Genomic DNA, 17,862 nt, shown 5'->3' on the forward strand with positions numbered 1-17,862 from the left:
GCGGCGGTGGCCGCGGAGGGGGTGCCGTGGGGATCAGCAGCAGGAGCGCGACCGCGATCCACGCGCTCACGATGTTGGCGCGGTGGGGGGACCGGTCGCTGACCTCCGCGGAGATCGCGGACAGCCTGGCGAGCAATCCGGTTCTCGTGCGGCGCATCCTCGGCGGGCTGCGTGACGCCGATCTGGTGCGGTCCACCGAGGGGCGCGGCGGCGGCTGGTCCCTTGCGCGTCCCGCGCGCGAGATCACGCTCTACGACGCGTATGCCGCCGTCGAGGCCGGGCCGGTCCTGTCGCGGCACGCCCACCCGCCCAGCGCCGAGTGCGAGGTGGGGCGGCACATGCAGGGCCTGCTGGAGGTGGAGTTCTGCGACGCGCAACGGGCCATGGAGGAGCGGCTCCGCCGGACGAGCATCGCCCACATGCTCCGGCGGGTGCTGGACGCCGAGCGTGAACTCGGACTGCGCAAGCGCTGACCGAGGCGCGGCGGAGGGACGCCCCTCCGCCGTTTTTTCGCCCTAACTGTAACCACGAAAGTGGCAGTATCGACCACGACCGCGGAGGACGCCCCGAATGACACCCACGCCGACCACCCCCGAGCGGACCGGCCCAGGACCGGCCCTGCTGCTGTCCGTGCTCCTCCCCGCCGTGCTCGTCACGGTCATCGCCAGCGACATGGTCAATCTCATGCTTCCCTCGATCGGAGCGGAGTTCGGGGCCTCCGAGGCGGAACTCGCCTGGGTCGTCACCGGCTTCCTGCTGACGTTCTCGGTCGGCATCCCCTTCTACGGCCGCGTCTCCGACCGGGTGAGTCTGCGGCGCCTCTTCGGGTTCGCCCTGTTGACCTACGCCGCCGGGAGCCTGATCTGCGCGCTCGCGCCGGATCTCCTCGTGCTCGTGCTCGGGCGGATCGTGATGGGGGCGGGCGCGGCCGCGCTGCCCGTGCTCTCGATCATCGCCGTCACCAGGCTACTGCCGGCCGAACAGCGAGGAATGGGGATCGGCGTCGTCTCCGCGGCAGCGGGTATCGGCACCGCCGCCGGACCGGCCATCGGCGGCGGGGTGGGCCAGTTCCTCGGCTGGCCCGCGCTGTTCTGGCTCATGCTCGTGGCCGCGCTGGTCCTGCTGCCCGCGGCGGTGCGCGTGCTGCCGGGCGAGCCCCCGGCGGGAGCGGACCGGTTCGACCTTCCCGGCGGTGTCCTCCTGGGCCTCGGCGCCGGGCTGGCCCTGTTCGGCACCACCCAGGCGCAGGCCGGGGGCTTCGCCGCGCCCTCGTCCTGGGGCAGCCTCGCGGTGGCGGCCGCGGCGATCGCGCTCTTCGGGTGGCGCACCGTCCGGTTCGCCCGGCCCTTCGTCCCGCCCGCTCTGTTCGCCAACCGGGTCTACCGGGTCGCGGTCGTCGTCGCGTTCTCGGCCATGGCCGTCAACCTCGGCGGCCTGGTCTTCGTCCCGCTGCTGGTGGTCGACGTCAACGGACTCGGCCCGGGTGCGGGCGCCCTGGTCATGATCCCGGCGGGTGCCGCCGTGGCCGTCCTCTCGCCGTTGATCGGCCGCCTCGCCGACCGCATCGGCACGCGCGCGCTGGTGCTGACGGGCCTCGCGCTCATGGGAGCGTTCGCCCTGTTCCTCTCCGCCTTCACGGGGGGCACGTCGGTGATCCCCGCGGGGGCCGGGATCCTCGGGCTCAGTGTCGGCTTCATCCTCGTGCTGACCCCGATCATCAGCGCCGCGGCGGGCGCGTTGCCGTCCGACCAGGTCGGCGTCGGCCTGGGGATCCTCCAAGGCGCCCAGTTCCTCGGCGCCGGCGCCGGCCCCGCCCTGTTCGGTGCGCTGGTGACCGCCAGGCAGCAGAGCGGCGGCGGCGCCGTCAACCCCCTGTACCCCGGCCAGGACGGCGCCGCCTTCTCCGACGCCTTCCTGGCCATGGCGGTGGTCGCCGCCCTCACACTGGTCGTCGCGTTGCGCATGCGTCCCGCGACGGCCCCGGAGACCGCGTCGGCCGGCGACGCGGACAAGGTCCACTAGCCCGCGCCCCGGCCGTCCGAAGCCCGGCGCGCCGCCCGCGGCCGCGCAGGGGCGCGGCGGCGGCCGGCGGGCGAATGACCGGAACCGGCCGTGGAATGGCGCCTTCCAGGGCTTTTGGGACGTAGGGCCCTAACTATCGTTGATCGCCGACACCCCCGACCGGAAGGCATCCCCCATGTCAGACACCCCGCCCGACCCCGCGCCCAGTGATGGCGCACCGCCATCGGACCGGTCCGGCGACGAGGGCGGGAGGGCGGAGCCGACGACGGGGGCGGCCGGGGCCGACACGGTGGCCGCGCCACCGCGGCCTGGAGCGGGTGACGGGGGACCGGACCGCCCGGGCGGTCCGGAGGCGCGCCGCGACCCGCTGGAGCGCGACTACCGGCTCTTCCACAACGAATCGCCGTTGACCGGCGCGTTCGCCCTGGTGCGCGAAGCGATCGTCCCCTTGGCCGCGACCATCGTGTTCCCCGCTGTGCCGGTCGCCGTGTTGAGCGCGGTCCTCGTGGTGCTCCTGGGGCAGGGGAGGCTCGCTGTCGCCGATGGTGCGCTCCAGGCCGCCGTGGTCACGGAGAGCGCGCCGCTGCCGGCGTGGGGATGGGTGCTCGTCGCACTGTGGGCGGCCGCGGCACTGTACGGCCTCGCGGTGATCTTCACGTCCTCCCTCCTGGTGGCGGGCGCGGTGCTGGCCGGGCGTCCCATCACGGCCCGCACGGCGCTGCGCCGGGGGGCGGGGCGCCCTTGGGCCATGATGCTGTTCATCGTGCTGCTCTCCGCCAACGGCGCCGTCGCGTGGGCGGCCTATGAGTATGTGGCGGAGGGGGCCGCGTTCTTGGGGGTGGTCGCCGCCGCCGTCGCCTTCATGCCCGCCATCGTCCTCACCTACGGCGCGGTGGGATCGACGATCGCCGCTATGGGCCCCCTCCGCGCGTGCGTGCGGATGCCGGCGTTCAGGGTGTTCCCGTTCGCCTGGTATCCGCTGGTGATCCTGCTGGGGGCGGCCGGGCTCTCGTGGCCGTCCGGCTTCCTCATGGGCCTCGTGCCATTGCCGTCATGGGCGATGACGGTGATGGGCGGCCTGTTGCGCGCGCTGCCGGCGGGCGTGGCCGTCGCGGTGCTCGCGGGGCTGCTGGCCATCCTCTTCCTGCGCGATGATGAGACGGCTCCGGGGCACGACATCGACACCGTGCGTGGAACTCTGCCGGCCGACGACGGGTCGTCGGCCCGGTCCTTCGAGCGGCCCGCCGCCGTCCTGGCCGCAGGGCTGGCCATCGTGCTCGTGCCGTCCGCCCCCGCGTTGGCGGCACCGGGGATACCCGCGTACACCGAAGAGGTCATCCCGAGCGATCGGTCGTTCCAGCTGGAGCTCATACTGCGGTCAACGGACGAGGGCCTGCTGGTCCAGGACGGAGACAGCGTCCTCGCCCGGTGCGGTGCGGCCTGCGAGGGCGTCGTTCCGGCGGACGGGGACTCCTCGTCCGCGCTACCCGCCCAAGCGTTCTGGTCCGACGGCCGGCTCCTCCTCTCGCCGGGCGTGTGCGCCGAGGACGGGTGCGTCTCCTACCCGGGGAGCCGGCAAGCGGGAACGGAGGTGCGTGTCGAGGAGGAGCAGGACAACCCCCACCCCCGGTCCGACTACACAGCGGCCGATACGGTCGCTTTCGGAGGGGGACTGGTCATCGCCTCCTTGGCGCGCAACGCCGATGGAACCGAATCGAACCTCCAGTTGCACCGGTGCGACGGCGCGGAATGCGGGGACGTACGGACGGCGGATCTGGGTGACATGCCGGTGTTCCAGGTCGCGGATGAAGCTCGGGCCCGGCGCAATCTGGAGATCGCGGTGGGTCCGGCCGGGGAGGTCGCCGTCGCGGTCCGGGAGCCGGACAACGGGTCGGTCACCCTCGTGACGTGTGAGGACGCCGATTGCGCGGATCCGCAACGGCGCGTCGTCGTGGAGCCGCGGCTCGAAGGCGACCCGTCGGGGACGGAGGCGGACGGGGTGACGCTGGGTGCCCGGACCGAGATCCGGCCGGACGGGCGGCCGGTCGTCGTCTACCGCGCGCACGACGGCTCCGCGCTCCTGCTGGACTGCGTGGACACCGCGTGCTCGGAATCGGCCGAACGGGAACTCACCGGACCGGGCTGGCAGCGCCCCCTTCCGGCGCTCGCCGTCGATTCCGGCGGTCGCCCGCAGATGGTCACCACCGACGGCCATGGCGAGAATCTGGTGTTCCTGTCGTGCCGGGACGGTTCATGTGCCGACGTGGACAGTGTCACGCTCCGCCCGGGTTCGTCCCGGTACGGTGCCGATGCGGACCTGGTGCTGGACGAACGTGACAGGCCCGTCATCCTCACCCGTGAGGCCGGCGAACGCGGCTGGGACCCGCTGGTGATCCGGTGCGACCGGCCGGGTTGCGGGGCTAGCGGTTGAGGGCGAAGAGCCGGGGGTTGTCGCAGTGGAGGGCGTCGGCGACCGCGGGCGGCCCCGTCTGGGTGCGCAGGGCGTCGGGAGCGCACGCCGCGCCGATCAGCGCTTCGCCATCGGCGGCGTGCAGCATGCCGACCCCGGCGTAGCCCGGGTCGGCCACCGGCTCCTCCTCCAGCGGGTTCACCAGGGTGGGGAACCGGCGGATCTCATCGGGTTTCTCGTAGTCCAAGGGAAGGACGGGGTTGGGGTACCGGTCCCGGACGGGTGCGTCGGTGTCCTCTCCGCCCCCCGGTACCGCGTCTCCCGTGCGCGCGTCGAACCGGAGGATCTCCTCGGAGGAGGCGTCGTCGTCGGGCCTGCCGGCGAGGTCGAGCCGGGTGATCTCCTGGCGGACGTTGAGGACATCGCCCACCAGGGTGCCGGAGAAGAGGTCGCGGCGGCGGTCGTCCTCAGGCGGGGCGTCCAGTTCCACGCTCCACACCCGGTCCCCGGAGAGGAGGTCGTAGGCCGCGAACTCCAGCTCCCCGTCCCGGACGATCGCGGATCCGCCGACCGCCCCGATGAGCTCGTTCTCACCGGGGTAGGGGATCGCGTCGCGCACGGGGCTGCCGTCGCGGGGGTCGAGAAGGGCGAGTTCGCCGGGGAGGTCACTGCCGGGCCCGGTGTCCCGTCGCAGTTCCGCGACGATACCGGCGTCCGATTCGTAGACCTCCCAGACGAGCATGGGGACGCTCGCCGCGACGTCGGCGGTCCAGGCGAGCTCGCCGGTGGCCGGATCGATCGCCCGGACGCGGTCGTCCTCCGTGGCGTACAGCGTGCCGGACAGGACCCCGCCGCCGTACCGCGTGTACGGGGTCATCCGGGTCCGCGTGGTGAACAGGCCCATGTCGGGGTCCTCACCTCCATCGGAGGGGACGAAGTAGTCGCCCCCTTCGAGGGGGATCGACCAGCGCAGGGTGCCGGATTCCGTGCAGTCCGCACCATCGCGTTCGCCGTCCTCGCACAGCAGCGGCTCGACGGGGCTGATCCCGGAGGCGGGGTAGTCCAGTCCCAGTGATTCCAGGGTGGGTTCGTCGGCCGGTGGGGTGAACGGCAGCGCTCCGGCGACCGCACAGCCGCTCAGCAGGGGCGGGACCAGGACAAGGGGGAGGATTCGCGAACCGCGCATGGTGGGAGAGCCTAACGGCGCCCTCGGGCGACGGTGGCCCCCGGGATCTGCGGCGTCGCCGGGAAACCGCAGGTGGAGGCGGGTTCCGGCGGTCCCGGTCGGGCGATGACCGGTTCCGGTCAGCCGGTCATCGGATCGGTGGCATCCACCGGAGCATAGGCCGGATCCGTGGCACGGGTGCCGCGGCGGCCGAAAAGGGCGGCGCTCAGGCGACCCCGTGGAAGCGGCGGTGGAGGGCGCGGATCTCGTCGGCGAGCCATGTTGGCCGCCGCCCACCGCGCCAGCGCGAATTCCGGGTGCCGGGTGTTGTCGCCGGTCGTGGCGACGTGGTTGTGGTCGGCGCCGAGGACGGTGCCGTCGCCGGCGACCAGGACGGAGCCGAACGGCTCGTCGCCGCCGTCCACCGACTCCGCCGCCAGTTCGACGCAGCGGCGCAGGTGCGCCAGGTCGGCATCGCTCACCATGATCGGCCTCCTTGAGTGTGCGGGGTCGCCCCAGACGGCGACGGGAGCCGGTCGAGCCCTCGATTCCGCCCTGGCCTGGTCCGGCCCGTGGTCCTATGATCCGCCATCGGGCCGCCCGATCCGCAACGTCCGCCGCCGTGCCGGGCTTTCCGGTCCGGTCAGGTCAGGTCCCAGACGGCGATCTCCCCGCTGTGATGCCCCACCGCGAGCCGGGAACCGTCCGGGCTGAACACGGCGACCGTCGGGGGTGCGTCGACCCCGGTGTCCAGAACCGCGATCTCCTCCTGGTCGGCGACGTTCCACAGCCGGACCGACGGGTCGAACTCCGGCCCCAGGTACGCGGCCTCCTCCGGATCGTCCTCCGGCTCGCTGAACCCGACGCTGACGAGGAGCGACCCGTCGTGGTTGAACGCGATGCGGTCGATGGCGCCCTCGTTGCCCCGCAGGGAGGCGTAGCGCTGAGGGCCGTCCCCCGCGCCGACCTCCCACAGTTCCACGGCATGGCCCAGGCCGCTCGTCGCGATCGTGGACCCCGCCGGGCTCACGGCGATGTCCAGGACGCGGTCGGGTGCGGGAATGGCGTCGAGGACCTCCCCGTTGCCGGGGTCGATGATCGTGGGGGTGTCGCCTCCCGCCGTCGCGACCCAGGCCCCGTCGGGCGACCAGGAAAGACGGGTGCGGAACTCGCTGTAGGCGCCGATCTGGGCGGCGGACGCCCGGGCGATGCGCGGGAGGTCATCCTCGGTCATGTCCCACGTCGTGACCACGCCGTCGCCGCCCCCCGCGGCCAGCGTCTCGCCGTCCGCGGAGAACTCCAGGTCGGTGACGTGGACGCCCTCGCGGTACGCCTGGGCTTCCAAAAGGCCCTCGTGGTCCGATGCGTACTCCACGCGCCCGTCCAGGAAACCGATCGCCGCCCGGATCTTCCACCTGCCGACCGGTTCCGGGGTGAAGGCGAAGCTGTACGCCCCCGCCTCACCGGGCAGGACCATGTCGGAATCCAAGAGCCCGGTGTCCAGATTCCATGCCTGGACCAGCTCCGGCCCGCCCGCTGTGATCGTGTCGTCCCGGCGCGGGTTGAACTCCAGCTCGGTGATGTTCCGGCCGCCGGGGTCCGCCAGGACGGTGGTGGGCCCACCGATGTCGTCCGGCGTCAGTGCGCTGGCCGGCGCCCCCGGGCCGGTCGGCGCCTGGGGGGTGGCGCGGTCCGCGGGCGGGGACGCCTCCGCGGCGTCCGGCGCGTCTCCGCCGTCCCCCATGAGCCCGGCCCGCGCGAACGCCCCGGCGGCGGTCAGCACCAGGGCGGCCCCGGCCGCTCCCGCGACGATCGGCCACCGGCGCCGCCGCTCGCGCAGCGGGCGGCGCCGGGCGGCGAGGCCGGAGCTGAGGCGCTCGGCGCTGCGGACCTCCGCCAGGGCTTCGGCCGGCAGCCAGAGGGTGTCCGGGCCTTCGGCGGACGGCGCGATCCGGTCGAGCAGGTCGGTCGCCGTGGGGCGGTCGGCGGGGTCCTTGGCCATGCAGGCGGCGACGAGGCCGCGCGCAGCGGGCGGCAGTGCCGACAGGTCGGGCTCGATCGAGGCGATCCGGTAGAGCAGGACCGGAGCGGGCCCCTCGCCGAACGGGTCGCGGCCGGTGGCGGCGAAGTACAGGACACCGCCCAGCGCGAACACATCGGACGGGAACGACACCTCGTGGCCGTAGGTCTGCTCGGGTGACATGTAGCCCGGTGTTCCCATGAGCTGGCCCGTGCGCGTCATGCCGCCGGCCTCGGTGGTCCTGGCCAGGCCGAAGTCGATGAGGCGCGGCCCGTCGGCCGTCAGCAGGACGTTGCCCGGTTTGAGATCGCGGTGCACGAGCCCGGCGTCGTGGACGGCGCGCAGTGCCTCGGCCAGTCCCAAGGCGAGGGTGTGCAGGGACTCGGCGGGCAGCGGGCCCTTCTTCTTCACGACCTCGCTCAATGACGGGCCGGGGATGTATTCGACGGCCAGCCAGGGGGTCTCCGCCGCGGCGTCGGCTTCGATGACGGCCGCGCTGAAGTGGCCGCTGACGCGCCGGGCCATCTCGGCTTCGCGGGCGAACCGCTGCCGGTACCCCTCCTCAGCGGCGTGGTCGGACCGGATGACCTTGATGGCGACCAGCCGGTTGCCGGGTGAGCGCCCGAGGTAGACCAGGCCCATGCCGCCCGCGCCCAGCCGGGAGAGCAGGGTGTAGTGGCCGATCGTCTTCGGGTCGGAGGCGGTGAGGGGCTTCACGGTGAGCGGTCCGTTCGTCGGGCGGGGGTGTGCGGGAACCGGGTACGCGCGGTGGCGGTGCGCCGCACCCCGGGGAGTGCGCGTACTCGTGGTGCGGTGCGAGCGGCCGGGTCCCGGGGCCGCTCTAGGTCACTGGCGGATCAGCGGCGGGTCCACACCATGATCAGGCTGTTCTCATAGCCGGCTGCGAGCCGGGCGCCCTCGGCGTCCCAGGCGAGGGCCCTGACGGGGTTGGGCTGGTTGTCGTTCTCCAGGAGCGGGGCGCCGGTGTCCAGGTTCCACGTCGTGATCAGCCCGCTCTGGTCCGCGGTGGCCAGGACGCGCCCGTTGGGACTCGCGGCGATGGCGATGACGGCCGAGGTGTGCGAGGTCAGCTCTTGTTCCGCTTCGAAGGTCTCCGCGTCGAAGACGCGGACCACCGTGTCCGACCCGGCGGTGATGATGCGCGTGCCGTCTCCGCTGTAGACGGCCGATATCCGTCCGCTCGCCCCACTGTCGAACGCTCCGGCCTCCTCGCCGCTCTCGGCGTCCACGATGCGGACGGTGCCCCCGTCGGTGACCAGCAGCCGTGTGCCTTCGGGATGCAGCGACACCGCGTCGCCGGCGACAGGGGAGCCCAAGGGCCGTTCCTCGCCCGTGGCGGTGTCGTAGCGCGTCACCCCTCGGGAGCCGGCCGCATAGAGGGTTCGGCCGTCCGGGGCGAACATCACCGTGCGGCCGTCGGGGAAGCGCTCCTCGAGAGAGCGCTGGGAGGCATCGGGGAATCCGCCGTCCCCCTCTGCCGGCGCCACGGTGCGGACTGCGCCGGACGAGCTGTCGATCACCCGGATCTCACCGCTGGTGGTGGACGTGGCGACGGTGCCGCCCTCGGGAGCGGTCGCCACCGATCGGACGAGGGTGTCGCCGTCGCCGTCGATGTCGGTCTGCTCGTCGCTCTCCGCAGTGGGGAACTCCCCCTCGGGGGCAGGGGGGATGGGCCACCGGTCGAGCCGCCCCAGCCGGGCCGCGTAGATCACGTCGCTCTCGACCGGATCGAACGCGAGCGAGGCCACCGGGTCGTGCCCCTCGATGTGGAGGAACGCCGACTCCACGTCCAGGCCGTCGGGGTCCACCCCGCCGTCCCAGGGGCGCGGGGGCGCGACACCGTCCTCCGCGCCCGGCGAGCCGGCGCCGTCGGCGGAACCGTCCGCCGCGGCCCATGGGGACACGCCGGTGAGCTGTGCGGCGACCAGGGCCGCGGCGCCGATGACCAGGACCGTGGAGGCCGCCGCGAAGGTGACGAGCAGGCGGGTGCGCCCGCGGCGGGGCGCACCCGCGCCGCCGGGCCCGGCGGCGCGGGCGTTCTCCTGGAAGTACCGCGCCTGCCGCTCCCGTTCGGTGATCAGGCCGCGCACCGGCAACGGAGGCCACACCAGCGCGGGGCCGGGCTGCCCCGGGACCGCCGGGGCGCCGGGATACGGGGCCGGCGAGAGTCCGGATGCGGCGGGGACCGTCCGCGCGAGTTCGGCGACGAGGTCGGCGGGGGCGGGCCGCAGGCCGGGGTCCTTGGCCAGGCAGCGACGCACGATGTCGCGGAGGGGGCCAGGGACGGCGCCGAGGTCGGGCTCGTCGCGCACGATCCGGAAGAGCACGGTGTGGTCGTCGCCGGGGAACGGCGCCCGTCCCGTCAGGGCGAAGTGCAGGACGCCGCCCAGGGCGAAGACGTCGGAGGCGGGGCCGGCCCGGTGCCCGTTGGCCTGCTCCGGGGACATGTAGGCCGCGGTGCCGACCATCTGACCGGTTCTGGTCATCGGTGTCTCGTCGAAGCTGCGCGCGACCCCGAAGTCGATGACCCGGGGGCCGTCGGCGGCGAGCAGGATGTTCGACGGCTTGAGGTCGCGGTGGGTGATGCCCGCGGCGTGGACGGACCGCAGCGCCTCGCCCAGCCCCAGGCCCAGGTAGGCGACGGCCGCCTCCGGCAGCGGGCCGGCGCGGTGCACGGCCTCGGCCAGGGACACGCTGGGCACGTAGCCCGTTGCCAGCCAGGGCGGATCGTCGGTGGGGCCGGCGTCGACGATGGGCGCGGTGAACGCCCCGCTGATCCCCTGAACGGCGCGGACCTCGCGCGCGAAGCGTTCGCCGAACTCGGGGTCGCCCGCGTGGTCGGGGTGGACGACCTTGACCGCCAGGAGCCGACCGGAACGGGACCTGCCCAGGTAGACGCGGCCCATTCCGCCTCCGCCGATGCGGGCGAGCAGCGTGTGGGCGGAGATGCGGCGCGGATCGTCGGCGGTGAGGGGCAGCACCGGGGGGACCTCTCGATCGGGGAGCGGGGCGGGCCGTGTTCGCGGTCGTCCGGCGGGGCCCGAAACGCAATATATGCGGACGTTCGCCGAGGCCCCGAGTGCCCACGGCTCGTCCGACGACGCCCCCTGATCACGCGTGGTATGGGGCGCTCCGGCATGCGGAACCGGAAAAGGCCGGACCGGACGGGCACACCCCCGGCCGGGGCTGAGCCGCGCTGAGCCGGGGGCGTGCCGTGCCGGTCATGCCGGCCGCGTCGGTCAGGCCCGGTCGGAGCCGTCCGACGTCTGCGGCAGGTCGTCCCGCTCGGAGAACAGGCCGACCGCCGGCGCGTCGGAACCGTTGAGCGCGGCGTGCACCTCCGTGGCCACCAGCTCGATGGACTCGACGCCGTAGGCCATGCCGTCGTTGTCGTCGGTCAGCACGACGATCTGGTACGGGCCGGCCTCGGTGCCGTCGAAGGCGCCGACACTGTTGATGCGCCAGATGTCGGTGTCGTCGTAGGGCAGCCACCCGTTCTTGACGAGGACGTCGGTGCCCTCGGGAGCGCCGGTGGGGGTGCCCCACTGCTGCTCCTCGATCACGCTGCCCATGAGCTCCTGGGCGTAGGCCCGCTGCTCATCGCCGAGGATGTCGTTCTCGGTGGTGATGAGGTCGAGCAGCCGCAGCTCATCGTTGGCGTTGATCTTCATCAGCCCGATGGCGTTGTTCTCGTGCAGGGTCGTGTTGGACATGCCCGCGAGGTCGAGGAACTCCTGCATCCGCTCCTTGCCGAGCAGGTTGCGCAGTTCCACGGTGGCGTCGTTGTCGGACACCGTGATCATGGCGGTGGCGAGCTCGTCCTCTTCGGCGGTCAGCTCGCGCCCCTCCTCCTGCGCGGTCCGCAGGAGGGTGGTGAGGACGAGGACCTTGCCGACGCTCGCGGCGTCGTAGCCCTTGTCGGCCTGGAAACCGCAGGTGAGGTCGCCGCCGAATGCGGAGACGCCCACCGCGATGTCACTGGCGCGGTCGACGGTGATGGCGTGGATCGCCTCGTCGAGCGCCGCGGCGACCTCGGGGCGGGCGGCCGAGGTGCAGATCGCACCCGCGGCCTCGGGCTCGTCGGCGTGCGCGGCGGGCACCGCAAGGCCCATGGAGAGCAGCACACCGGTACCGATGGCGGCGCTCCGCAGGGCGGAAGGGGGCATGCGTCGGATATACGACATTGATTCCTTGCCGATGGAAAGGGGGTGGTAGGTACGAGGCGGCCGGATACGTCGTAGAACCGCCTCAAGTCCCCAATCGCACCACATGGTGGAACCCGGTTCGTCCATGTATGGCGGAGATAAAGACGAATCGGTCGCGGATCAGTGCGTCACACCGTAGAATCGACCGATCGCTCGGGCGGATGCCCGGACGCGCCGGTCATCGCACGGGCCCACCGCGACGCGCTCCGCGTTCCGCAAACCCCTCGATGCGCCGCTCAGGCGGTCGCGGCGACCATGGCGTCGATGCCCTGCGAGTTGAGCAGGTCGATCCGCACGAACCCGGGGTGGTCCTCCAGTTCGAAATGCCGCTGGTCGAGGGCGAGGAAGCCTTCGGGCGGGACCGCGGGCCGGGCGAAGAGGAAGTACCCGGTCTCGATCGGGGACTGCGCGGCGAGCGCGCCCGAGGCGGCCAGCCGGCGGTGGTTGTGCCGCGCGTGCTCGATCAGCGCCCCATTGCCCTCGCCCAGCATGAGGTCGACCGCGCGGTGGGCGAACCTCCGGTCGGCGAGGGTGGCGTCGCCGTGCAGGTTCTCGTGCAGTTCCGCCAGTTCGTCCCGGTACTCCTCCGGGCCGAGCAGGTAGGCGCTGCGGTAGCCGGGCAGCGACAGGTACCGGGCCGGGCACACCAGCCGCAGCGTCCGTTCGACCGGCAGGGCCGCGGACCTTTCGGCGCGGCCGCCGTCCCAGCGCATGTACTGGAAGGTGCCGTCGACGAACACGAGCGAGCCCGTCGCCCGCTGCCAGGCCCCTATTTCGGCCATGACCCTTTCGGGCACGCGGCGGCCCATGTAGCCGACCGGGTCCGTCAGGACGAGCACGGTCGACTCGTCGGGCAGGTCGAGCCTGACCCCGGGCGCAACGGCGTGGCGGCGGCACACGGGGACGGGTTCGATGCCGAAACGGCGGAACAGGTAGGCGAAGGTGGGGTCCACCGGCGGCACATAGCGCACGCGGGTGAGCCCCGCCAGCAACAGCCAGACGCAGAACGTGCTGATGAACGCGGTCGGCGCGCCACCGGGGATGACCCGGGCGGGGCCGTAGTCGACGCCGTCGTAGCGGCGGTGCAGCGAGGAGATCCGCGCGCGCAGCGCGGCGTCCTCGTCGGCGGTGGGGTGGCGCGTGGCCTCGCCGAGGGGTTCGCGCGAAGGTTCGGCCAGCTCACCGAGGTAGTCGTCGGCGAAGGGGTGGCGGCCGACGTGGTCGGAGATGAACGGACGCGCCCCCGGGAGCTGGCGCTCGGCCTCGATGCGCTCGTGCCACTGGAGCATCTGGAACATCGATGCCGTCACGTCGTTCCTCGCTTCCCCGCTCCGCGCGTGGCGTCCGAACGTGACCTAGTGTGGAGGGCCCCCGCACAGCGGGCAATGGCCGCGCGCCGGCCGCTCCCGGGCGGTGTGACACACGTTGACGGATGTTTCCTCGTGGGACTGCGGGGGCGACATTGCGACCGAAACCGGCCACAACGAACGGCGATTCGGCTCGCCCGCAAAGGGGTCCGGGACCGACCGTCAATTCCGGGTGGCGGACGGCCCGCGCCGCGCGGCGCCCCGGGTGCCCCGGGCGTTTCCGGCGCTGCGTGCGGCCCGGCGGCGGATGTCCCACATGAAGGCGTTCTTGGGCAGCGACCGCACCGCCATCGGAAGCCGAGGGTAGACGGCGCGGACGGCGGCGACCAGGCGGTCGTACCGCCGCTGCCGGGCGGGGTCCCACGGCAGGCCCAGCTCATCGCGGATACGCGGCGGCAGCAGGCCCGCCGCGAGGAACCCCTGCAACCGCGCCGCGGGCCGGATCAGCCGCTGCGGCGGATCGAACAGCGCCCGTGCGATGCTCCGCGCGGTATCGGTGACCTCGATCGACGCGACCTCATCGGCCCAGTAGCGCTCGAAGGCGGCGCGGTCGGCCGGCCAGCGGTCGGCCGGGCAGCCCAGCGACGTGGCGTAGACGGCGCACTGCGCGCAGAAGTCGTCCTTCTCCCGGGGCGACATCGGCCCGAAGACCAGTTCGTAGGTGCGGATGCCCCCTTCGCAGAGGGTGGCGGCCACCCACACCTGGAGCGAGGGGTCGCGTGCGTCGTAGCCGGGGCCCGTGACCCCCTTGTGCGCGGAGCGGACCCCGCGCGCGATCCGCTCGGCCTCGTCGGTGGTGCCGAAGACCATGCCGTAGATGAACGTGAGCGTGCCGCGCAGCCGGTCGAGGGGGCGCTCGGCGAAGTCGCTGTGGTCGGCCACCCCTTGGCCCACGCCGGGGTTGGTGACCTGGAGCAGGATGGCGTACCCCGCCCCGGCGAGGATGACGGCCTCGCGGGTCACCCGGCGGATCTGCGTATCGTCGGTGAACAGCCCATTCGCCATGGGGCCAGCGTAATCGGGCACCCGCGCGAGCCGGAAGGAGCACCGCCGCGGCCGGCGCCGCGGGATCGGAGGAGGGGGAGCCGGCGGGCACCGCCCAGGAGGCGAGGGTTCGCGCTTGTGACGCGCATCCCCAGGATTTCCCAGGATCCTCCACTACGCTCGGGACGACCTCCACCTCGCGATCGGATGCTCCATGCCCGACCTCCTGCGCGCCCGGGTGCTCTCCGTCGACGGCCAGCACGCCACCGTCGTCGTCGACGGACGCGCCGAACCGCTGCGCGCCTCCGTCGCCGATATCGCCGCGTCCACTGGTCTTCCGGCGCTGGAGTTGCCGGGCCTGACGCTGGAGGTCTGGGCGGGCGCCGATGAGCACTTCTGGGGCTGGCAGCATTCACGCTAGCCGGCCGGGGGTGCCCCGGCCGGCCGCCGACCGCTACCGCAGCTCGGTGGCGCGGGTCTCCGGGAGGGTGAGGACCACCGCGAACGTCACCACCGAGGCGACCGCCACGTAGACGAAGAACGCGCTGGACCAGCCGTAGGCGGCGAGCGTGCTGATCACCAGCGGAGCGGTGCCGCCGAACAGCGCGACCGTGAGGTTGTACCAGGCCCCGATGCCCAGGCCGCGCAGCTCCGTGGGGAACAGCTCGCTCATGATGGCGGGGGCGATCGAGGTCATGGCGGTGTAGAGCGCCAGACCGACGCAGAAGACGATCAGCAGCCCCCACAGGTTCGGGCCCACCAGCCACGACAGGGGAACGGTCAGGAGCGCCATCGCACCCGACCAGGCGAGGAGCTGGGGCTTGCGCCCGAACCGGTCCGCCGCCGCTCCCATCGGGTACTGCAACGCGACGAACAGGGCGGTGCCGATCGACAGAGCGAGGAAGACGTCGACGTCGTCGGCGCCGCGGGAGTTGACCGCGAAGGGGCCGAGGGCGGAGAAGAAGGTGTAGTAGCACAGCGTCGAGAGCATGCTGAAGCCGACGAGCTGGCCGACCGCGCGCGGGTGGGCGCGCAGGGTGGTCCACAGCGGATGCGAGATGCGGCGTGCCTTGCCCTCGGTCTCCTCGAACGCCTCGGTCTCGGCGAGGGCGCGGCGCATCCACAGCCCGACCAGGCCGAGAAGGGCGCCCACGGCGAAGGGGATGCGCCAGCCCCAGGCGGCCAGCGCGTCGGGGTCCATGAAGCGCGCGAGGAAGAAGCCCAGCAGCGACGCGATGAGGACGGCGGAGCCGGTGGAGATGTAGAAGAAGGAGGAGTAGCGACCGCGCCGGTCGCTGGGGGCGATCTCGCCCAGGTAGGCCGAGGCGTTGGACACCTCGCCGCCGATGGACAGGCCCTGCGCGATCCGCGCCAGCAGGAGCAGCAGCGGTGCGATCCAGCCGACCTGCTCGTAGGTGGGCAGGACCGCGAGGATCAGCGAGCCCCCGGCCATGAGCAGGATGGTGAAGATCATCGCCGGCCGGCGCCCCTTGACGTCGGCCAGCCGCCCGATGAGGATCCCGCCCAGCGGGCGGAAGAAGAACGCCAGGGCGAACGCCGCGAAGGTGTTGATCCGCGCCAGGTTCTCGTTGTCGTCCGGGAAGAACTGGGTGGCGAAGTAGATGCTGAAGGTGGCGTAGATCGTCCAGTCGTACCACTCGATGGCGTTCCCGATGCTCGCCGCGACGAGCTTGCGGACGGGGAGCCGGTGCGCGGGGGATGGCGGGGCGGTGTTCGCGCCGGTCGCGTGATCCATGGCGTCCATAGTGCGTCCGCGACCCCGTGAGCACCAGTGTTCTCAGGAATCTCATCCTCCCCGTGACCTCGGAGCCGGGGGGACGTGGTTCCCGCCTCCCCTCCGGAGGCGGGAACCACGCGTATCGGTGCGCGGCAGGTCAGGCCGCGGAGGTACGGGCCGGGTGCCAGCTCAGGGTGAAGGCGACGCCGGTACGGGGGCGGGGCAGCGGCCCCCAGGAGTCGGCGATGTAGTCGATGAGCTTCATGCCGCGTCCGTGCTGGGCCATGGGGGTGATCGGGCGGATGAAGGGCAGTGTCCCGCCGGCGGGACACCCTTCGTCGTCGACCTCGATGGTGATCCGCCGCAGGTCCACCCGCAGCGTCACCGTGAAGACACCCCCGCGTCCGCTGGCCGTGTAGCGGATGGCGTTGGTGGCCGCCTCGCTCACCAGCAGCACGGCCGAGGCGATCGTGTCAGCGGGGATGGCGAACCCCCCATGAGCGGAGAGGACGTCATCGGTCCACTCCCGCGCCTTGCGTACCTGGTCCGCCCACCCGGGGAACCGTCGTTCATAGGCCACCGCCATCACCGCACCGGGGCCGAAGCCGGTCGCCCGGAACGGAACATATAGGGACGGATTCGGGCGCTTCGCTTGGTCTGCATGAGGTCATCAGCTCCTCGCATAGTTGGTGGCCGGACCCCGGACCGAACCGGCCGCGAGGGTGCCTTGTGGCCGCCCATCCTTGCGACGTCGTCTCTGTCCGGCCTCATCATCCATAGAGCTCGGCAATGTTTCGGATTTTGTGGACAGCATCGGACAGGCGTGGAATGCTCTTGGACATGACTGATCCTCCGCTTCCCACATGGGATGAATGGCGAGACAGGCTAAAGCAACTTCGAGACTCATCCGGAATGACGCAGCGCCACGTGGCTCATTCTGCGGGTCTCGGTAAGAGCACGGTCAATGCATTGGAGACCGGCCGGGCGACCCCGAAGCGCACTCACGCCGTCGCGCTTGACGAAGCGCTTTCTGAAGTAGGTGAGCTTACCTCTCTGTGGGAAAGTGTTTCCGGGCGCGGAAACAGGATCCCCGAGTGGTGGGCGAAGCCGCTGGAGCTCGAAAAACGCGCAATGAAGATACTGGAGTACGATCCATGTATCGTCCCCGGTCTGCTGCAAAGTGATGACTATGCCCACGCGATGCTGGGTCTCAAGGAGACGGACCCGGAGGTCGTTGAGAAGAACGTGAGGATGAGGCTTGCTCGATTGGGGTCATTGAGAGCAGAGGTGAGCACGATCCTGGCTGAGCGCGCTCTGTTGTCGCATCCTCCGGGCAGGTCCGACATCGTCCCTGGGCAACTTGATCACATCCTGGGGCTTGTGGAGCGAGGTAGGGTGAGGCTCCAGATTCTCCCCGATGCTTCCATACCCCTCAACGCCCACTCCAGTTTTCGGATCGCCACGATAAGCCCCCGGCAGGGGGTTGCGTACTGTGAAAGCTACCTCGGTGGACTCACCAAGGGAAGTGCGGAGAGGCTGACTGAAATGACGGCTCTTTTCGAGCGCCTCGCATCCGAGAGTCTTCCTGTGCAAATGTCGATGGACTGGATAAGGAAGAGAAGAACGGAATGGAATGGCACACCAGCTCCTACAGTAGCCCGAACAACGACAACTGCGTCGAGGTCGTAGAAGGGCTCCCCACCTTGATCCGTGACTCGCAGAACCGGAAACTCGGACAGTTGGCGTTCGGCTCCACCGAGTGGCGTGCGTTCATCCAGGGTGTGAGGTCCGGCGAGCTCTAGCTGTACTGCCCCGAGAGGTTAGGTACGCGGGTGGCGGGAGGGCCGCTGATCGCGGTGTGGAACCGGTGGTGATTGTAGTGGTGCAGCCATTCCGGGAACGCCTGGCGCCGCTGGGTCTCTGAGGTGTA

The 17,862-nt window shown here is 71.9% G+C and carries 14 protein-coding genes and 2 pseudogenes; 6 read left to right on the forward strand and 10 right to left on the reverse strand.

Features of this window, described 5'->3' with window-relative positions; genetic code table 11:
* The first annotated feature begins 26 nt into the window (after positions 1–26).
* The 3 genes from ACFO4E_RS28130 (at position 27) to ACFO4E_RS28140 (ending at position 4,453) form a co-directional block, all read left to right on the forward strand.
* Positions 27–473, forward strand: coding sequence for an Rrf2 family transcriptional regulator (locus ACFO4E_RS28130; protein ID WP_378580007.1), 447 nt, complete (start codon positions 27–29; stop codon positions 471–473).
* Between the two features lie 97 nt (positions 474–570).
* The gene (locus tag ACFO4E_RS28135) at positions 571–2,022 is read left to right on the forward strand and encodes an MFS transporter (protein ID WP_378580009.1); all 1,452 of its coding nucleotides are present in this window, start codon (positions 571–573) and stop codon (positions 2,020–2,022) included.
* A gap of 175 nt (positions 2,023–2,197) precedes the next feature.
* Positions 2,198–4,453, forward strand: coding sequence for a hypothetical protein (locus ACFO4E_RS28140; RefSeq protein WP_378580011.1), 2,256 nt, complete (start codon positions 2,198–2,200; stop codon positions 4,451–4,453).
* Here ACFO4E_RS28140 and ACFO4E_RS28145 read toward each other — a convergent pair.
* The 7 genes and pseudogenes from ACFO4E_RS28145 to ACFO4E_RS28175 form a co-directional block, all read right to left on the reverse strand.
* A complete protein-coding gene (locus ACFO4E_RS28145; protein WP_378580013.1) occupies positions 4,443–5,618 on the reverse strand; it encodes an outer membrane protein assembly factor BamB family protein in 1,176 nt (391 codons plus the stop codon). The genes ACFO4E_RS28140 and ACFO4E_RS28145 overlap by 11 nt on opposite strands.
* 257 nt (positions 5,619–5,875) lie before the next feature.
* Positions 5,876–6,082: pseudogene (locus tag ACFO4E_RS28150) on the reverse strand (tRNA-specific adenosine deaminase); the annotation flags it as partial.
* A 158-nt stretch (positions 6,083–6,240) separates the two neighbouring features.
* The gene (locus tag ACFO4E_RS28155; RefSeq protein ID WP_378580015.1) at positions 6,241–8,334 is read right to left on the reverse strand and encodes a WD40 repeat domain-containing serine/threonine protein kinase; all 2,094 of its coding nucleotides are present in this window, start codon (positions 8,332–8,334) and stop codon (positions 6,241–6,243) included.
* A gap of 140 nt (positions 8,335–8,474) precedes the next feature.
* Positions 8,475–10,619 (reverse strand): WD40 repeat domain-containing serine/threonine protein kinase, encoded by a 2,145-nt coding sequence (locus ACFO4E_RS28160; protein WP_378580017.1) that lies wholly within the window; start codon positions 10,617–10,619, stop codon positions 8,475–8,477.
* Positions 10,620–10,877: 258 nt separating this feature from the next.
* Positions 10,878–11,804, reverse strand: a complete 927-nt coding sequence (locus ACFO4E_RS28165; protein ID WP_378580019.1) for a serine hydrolase — start codon at positions 11,802–11,804, stop codon at positions 10,878–10,880.
* Between the two features lie 275 nt (positions 11,805–12,079).
* The gene (locus tag ACFO4E_RS28170) at positions 12,080–13,153 is read right to left on the reverse strand and encodes a PLP-dependent aminotransferase family protein (RefSeq protein ID WP_378580021.1); all 1,074 of its coding nucleotides are present in this window, start codon (positions 13,151–13,153) and stop codon (positions 12,080–12,082) included.
* 219 nt (positions 13,154–13,372) lie between these two features.
* Complete coding sequence (locus ACFO4E_RS28175; RefSeq protein WP_378580023.1) at positions 13,373–14,215, reverse strand: oxygenase MpaB family protein; 843 nt, start codon at positions 14,213–14,215, stop codon at positions 13,373–13,375.
* Positions 14,216–14,408: 193 nt separating this feature from the next.
* On the opposite strand from ACFO4E_RS28175, the gene ACFO4E_RS28180 reads away from it, so the two are divergent.
* Complete coding sequence (locus ACFO4E_RS28180) at positions 14,409–14,615, forward strand: hypothetical protein (RefSeq protein ID WP_378580025.1); 207 nt, start codon at positions 14,409–14,411, stop codon at positions 14,613–14,615.
* A 33-nt stretch (positions 14,616–14,648) separates the two neighbouring features.
* Here the strand turns inward: ACFO4E_RS28180 and ACFO4E_RS28185 are convergent, their stop codons facing one another.
* Together ACFO4E_RS28185 and ACFO4E_RS28190 are read right to left on the reverse strand one after the other, a co-directional pair.
* A complete protein-coding gene (locus ACFO4E_RS28185; protein ID WP_378580027.1) occupies positions 14,649–15,950 on the reverse strand; it encodes an MFS transporter in 1,302 nt (433 codons plus the stop codon).
* 139 nt (positions 15,951–16,089) lie between these two features.
* Positions 16,090–16,512, reverse strand: a complete 423-nt coding sequence (locus ACFO4E_RS28190) for an ATP-binding protein (protein WP_378580029.1) — start codon at positions 16,510–16,512, stop codon at positions 16,090–16,092.
* Positions 16,513–16,772: 260 nt separating this feature from the next.
* On the opposite strand from ACFO4E_RS28190, the gene ACFO4E_RS28195 reads away from it, so the two are divergent.
* Positions 16,773–17,621, forward strand: a complete 849-nt coding sequence (locus tag ACFO4E_RS28195; protein ID WP_378580031.1) for a helix-turn-helix domain-containing protein — start codon at positions 16,773–16,775, stop codon at positions 17,619–17,621.
* On the forward strand, positions 17,561–17,734 hold the full coding sequence (locus ACFO4E_RS28200; protein ID WP_378580033.1) for a DUF397 domain-containing protein: 174 nt from the start codon (positions 17,561–17,563) through the stop codon (positions 17,732–17,734). The genes ACFO4E_RS28195 and ACFO4E_RS28200 overlap by 61 nt, the downstream gene beginning before the upstream one ends.
* On the opposite strand, the pseudogene ACFO4E_RS28205 reads toward ACFO4E_RS28200, so the two are convergent.
* A pseudogene (locus ACFO4E_RS28205) lies at positions 17,731–17,862 on the reverse strand (IS481 family transposase); the annotation flags it as partial. The gene ACFO4E_RS28200 and the pseudogene ACFO4E_RS28205 overlap by 4 nt on opposite strands.

The sequence above is a fragment of the Nocardiopsis mangrovi genome, from assembly GCF_042653925.1.
Taxonomy (GTDB): Bacteria; Actinomycetota; Actinomycetes; order Streptosporangiales; family Streptosporangiaceae; genus Nocardiopsis_B; species Nocardiopsis_B mangrovi.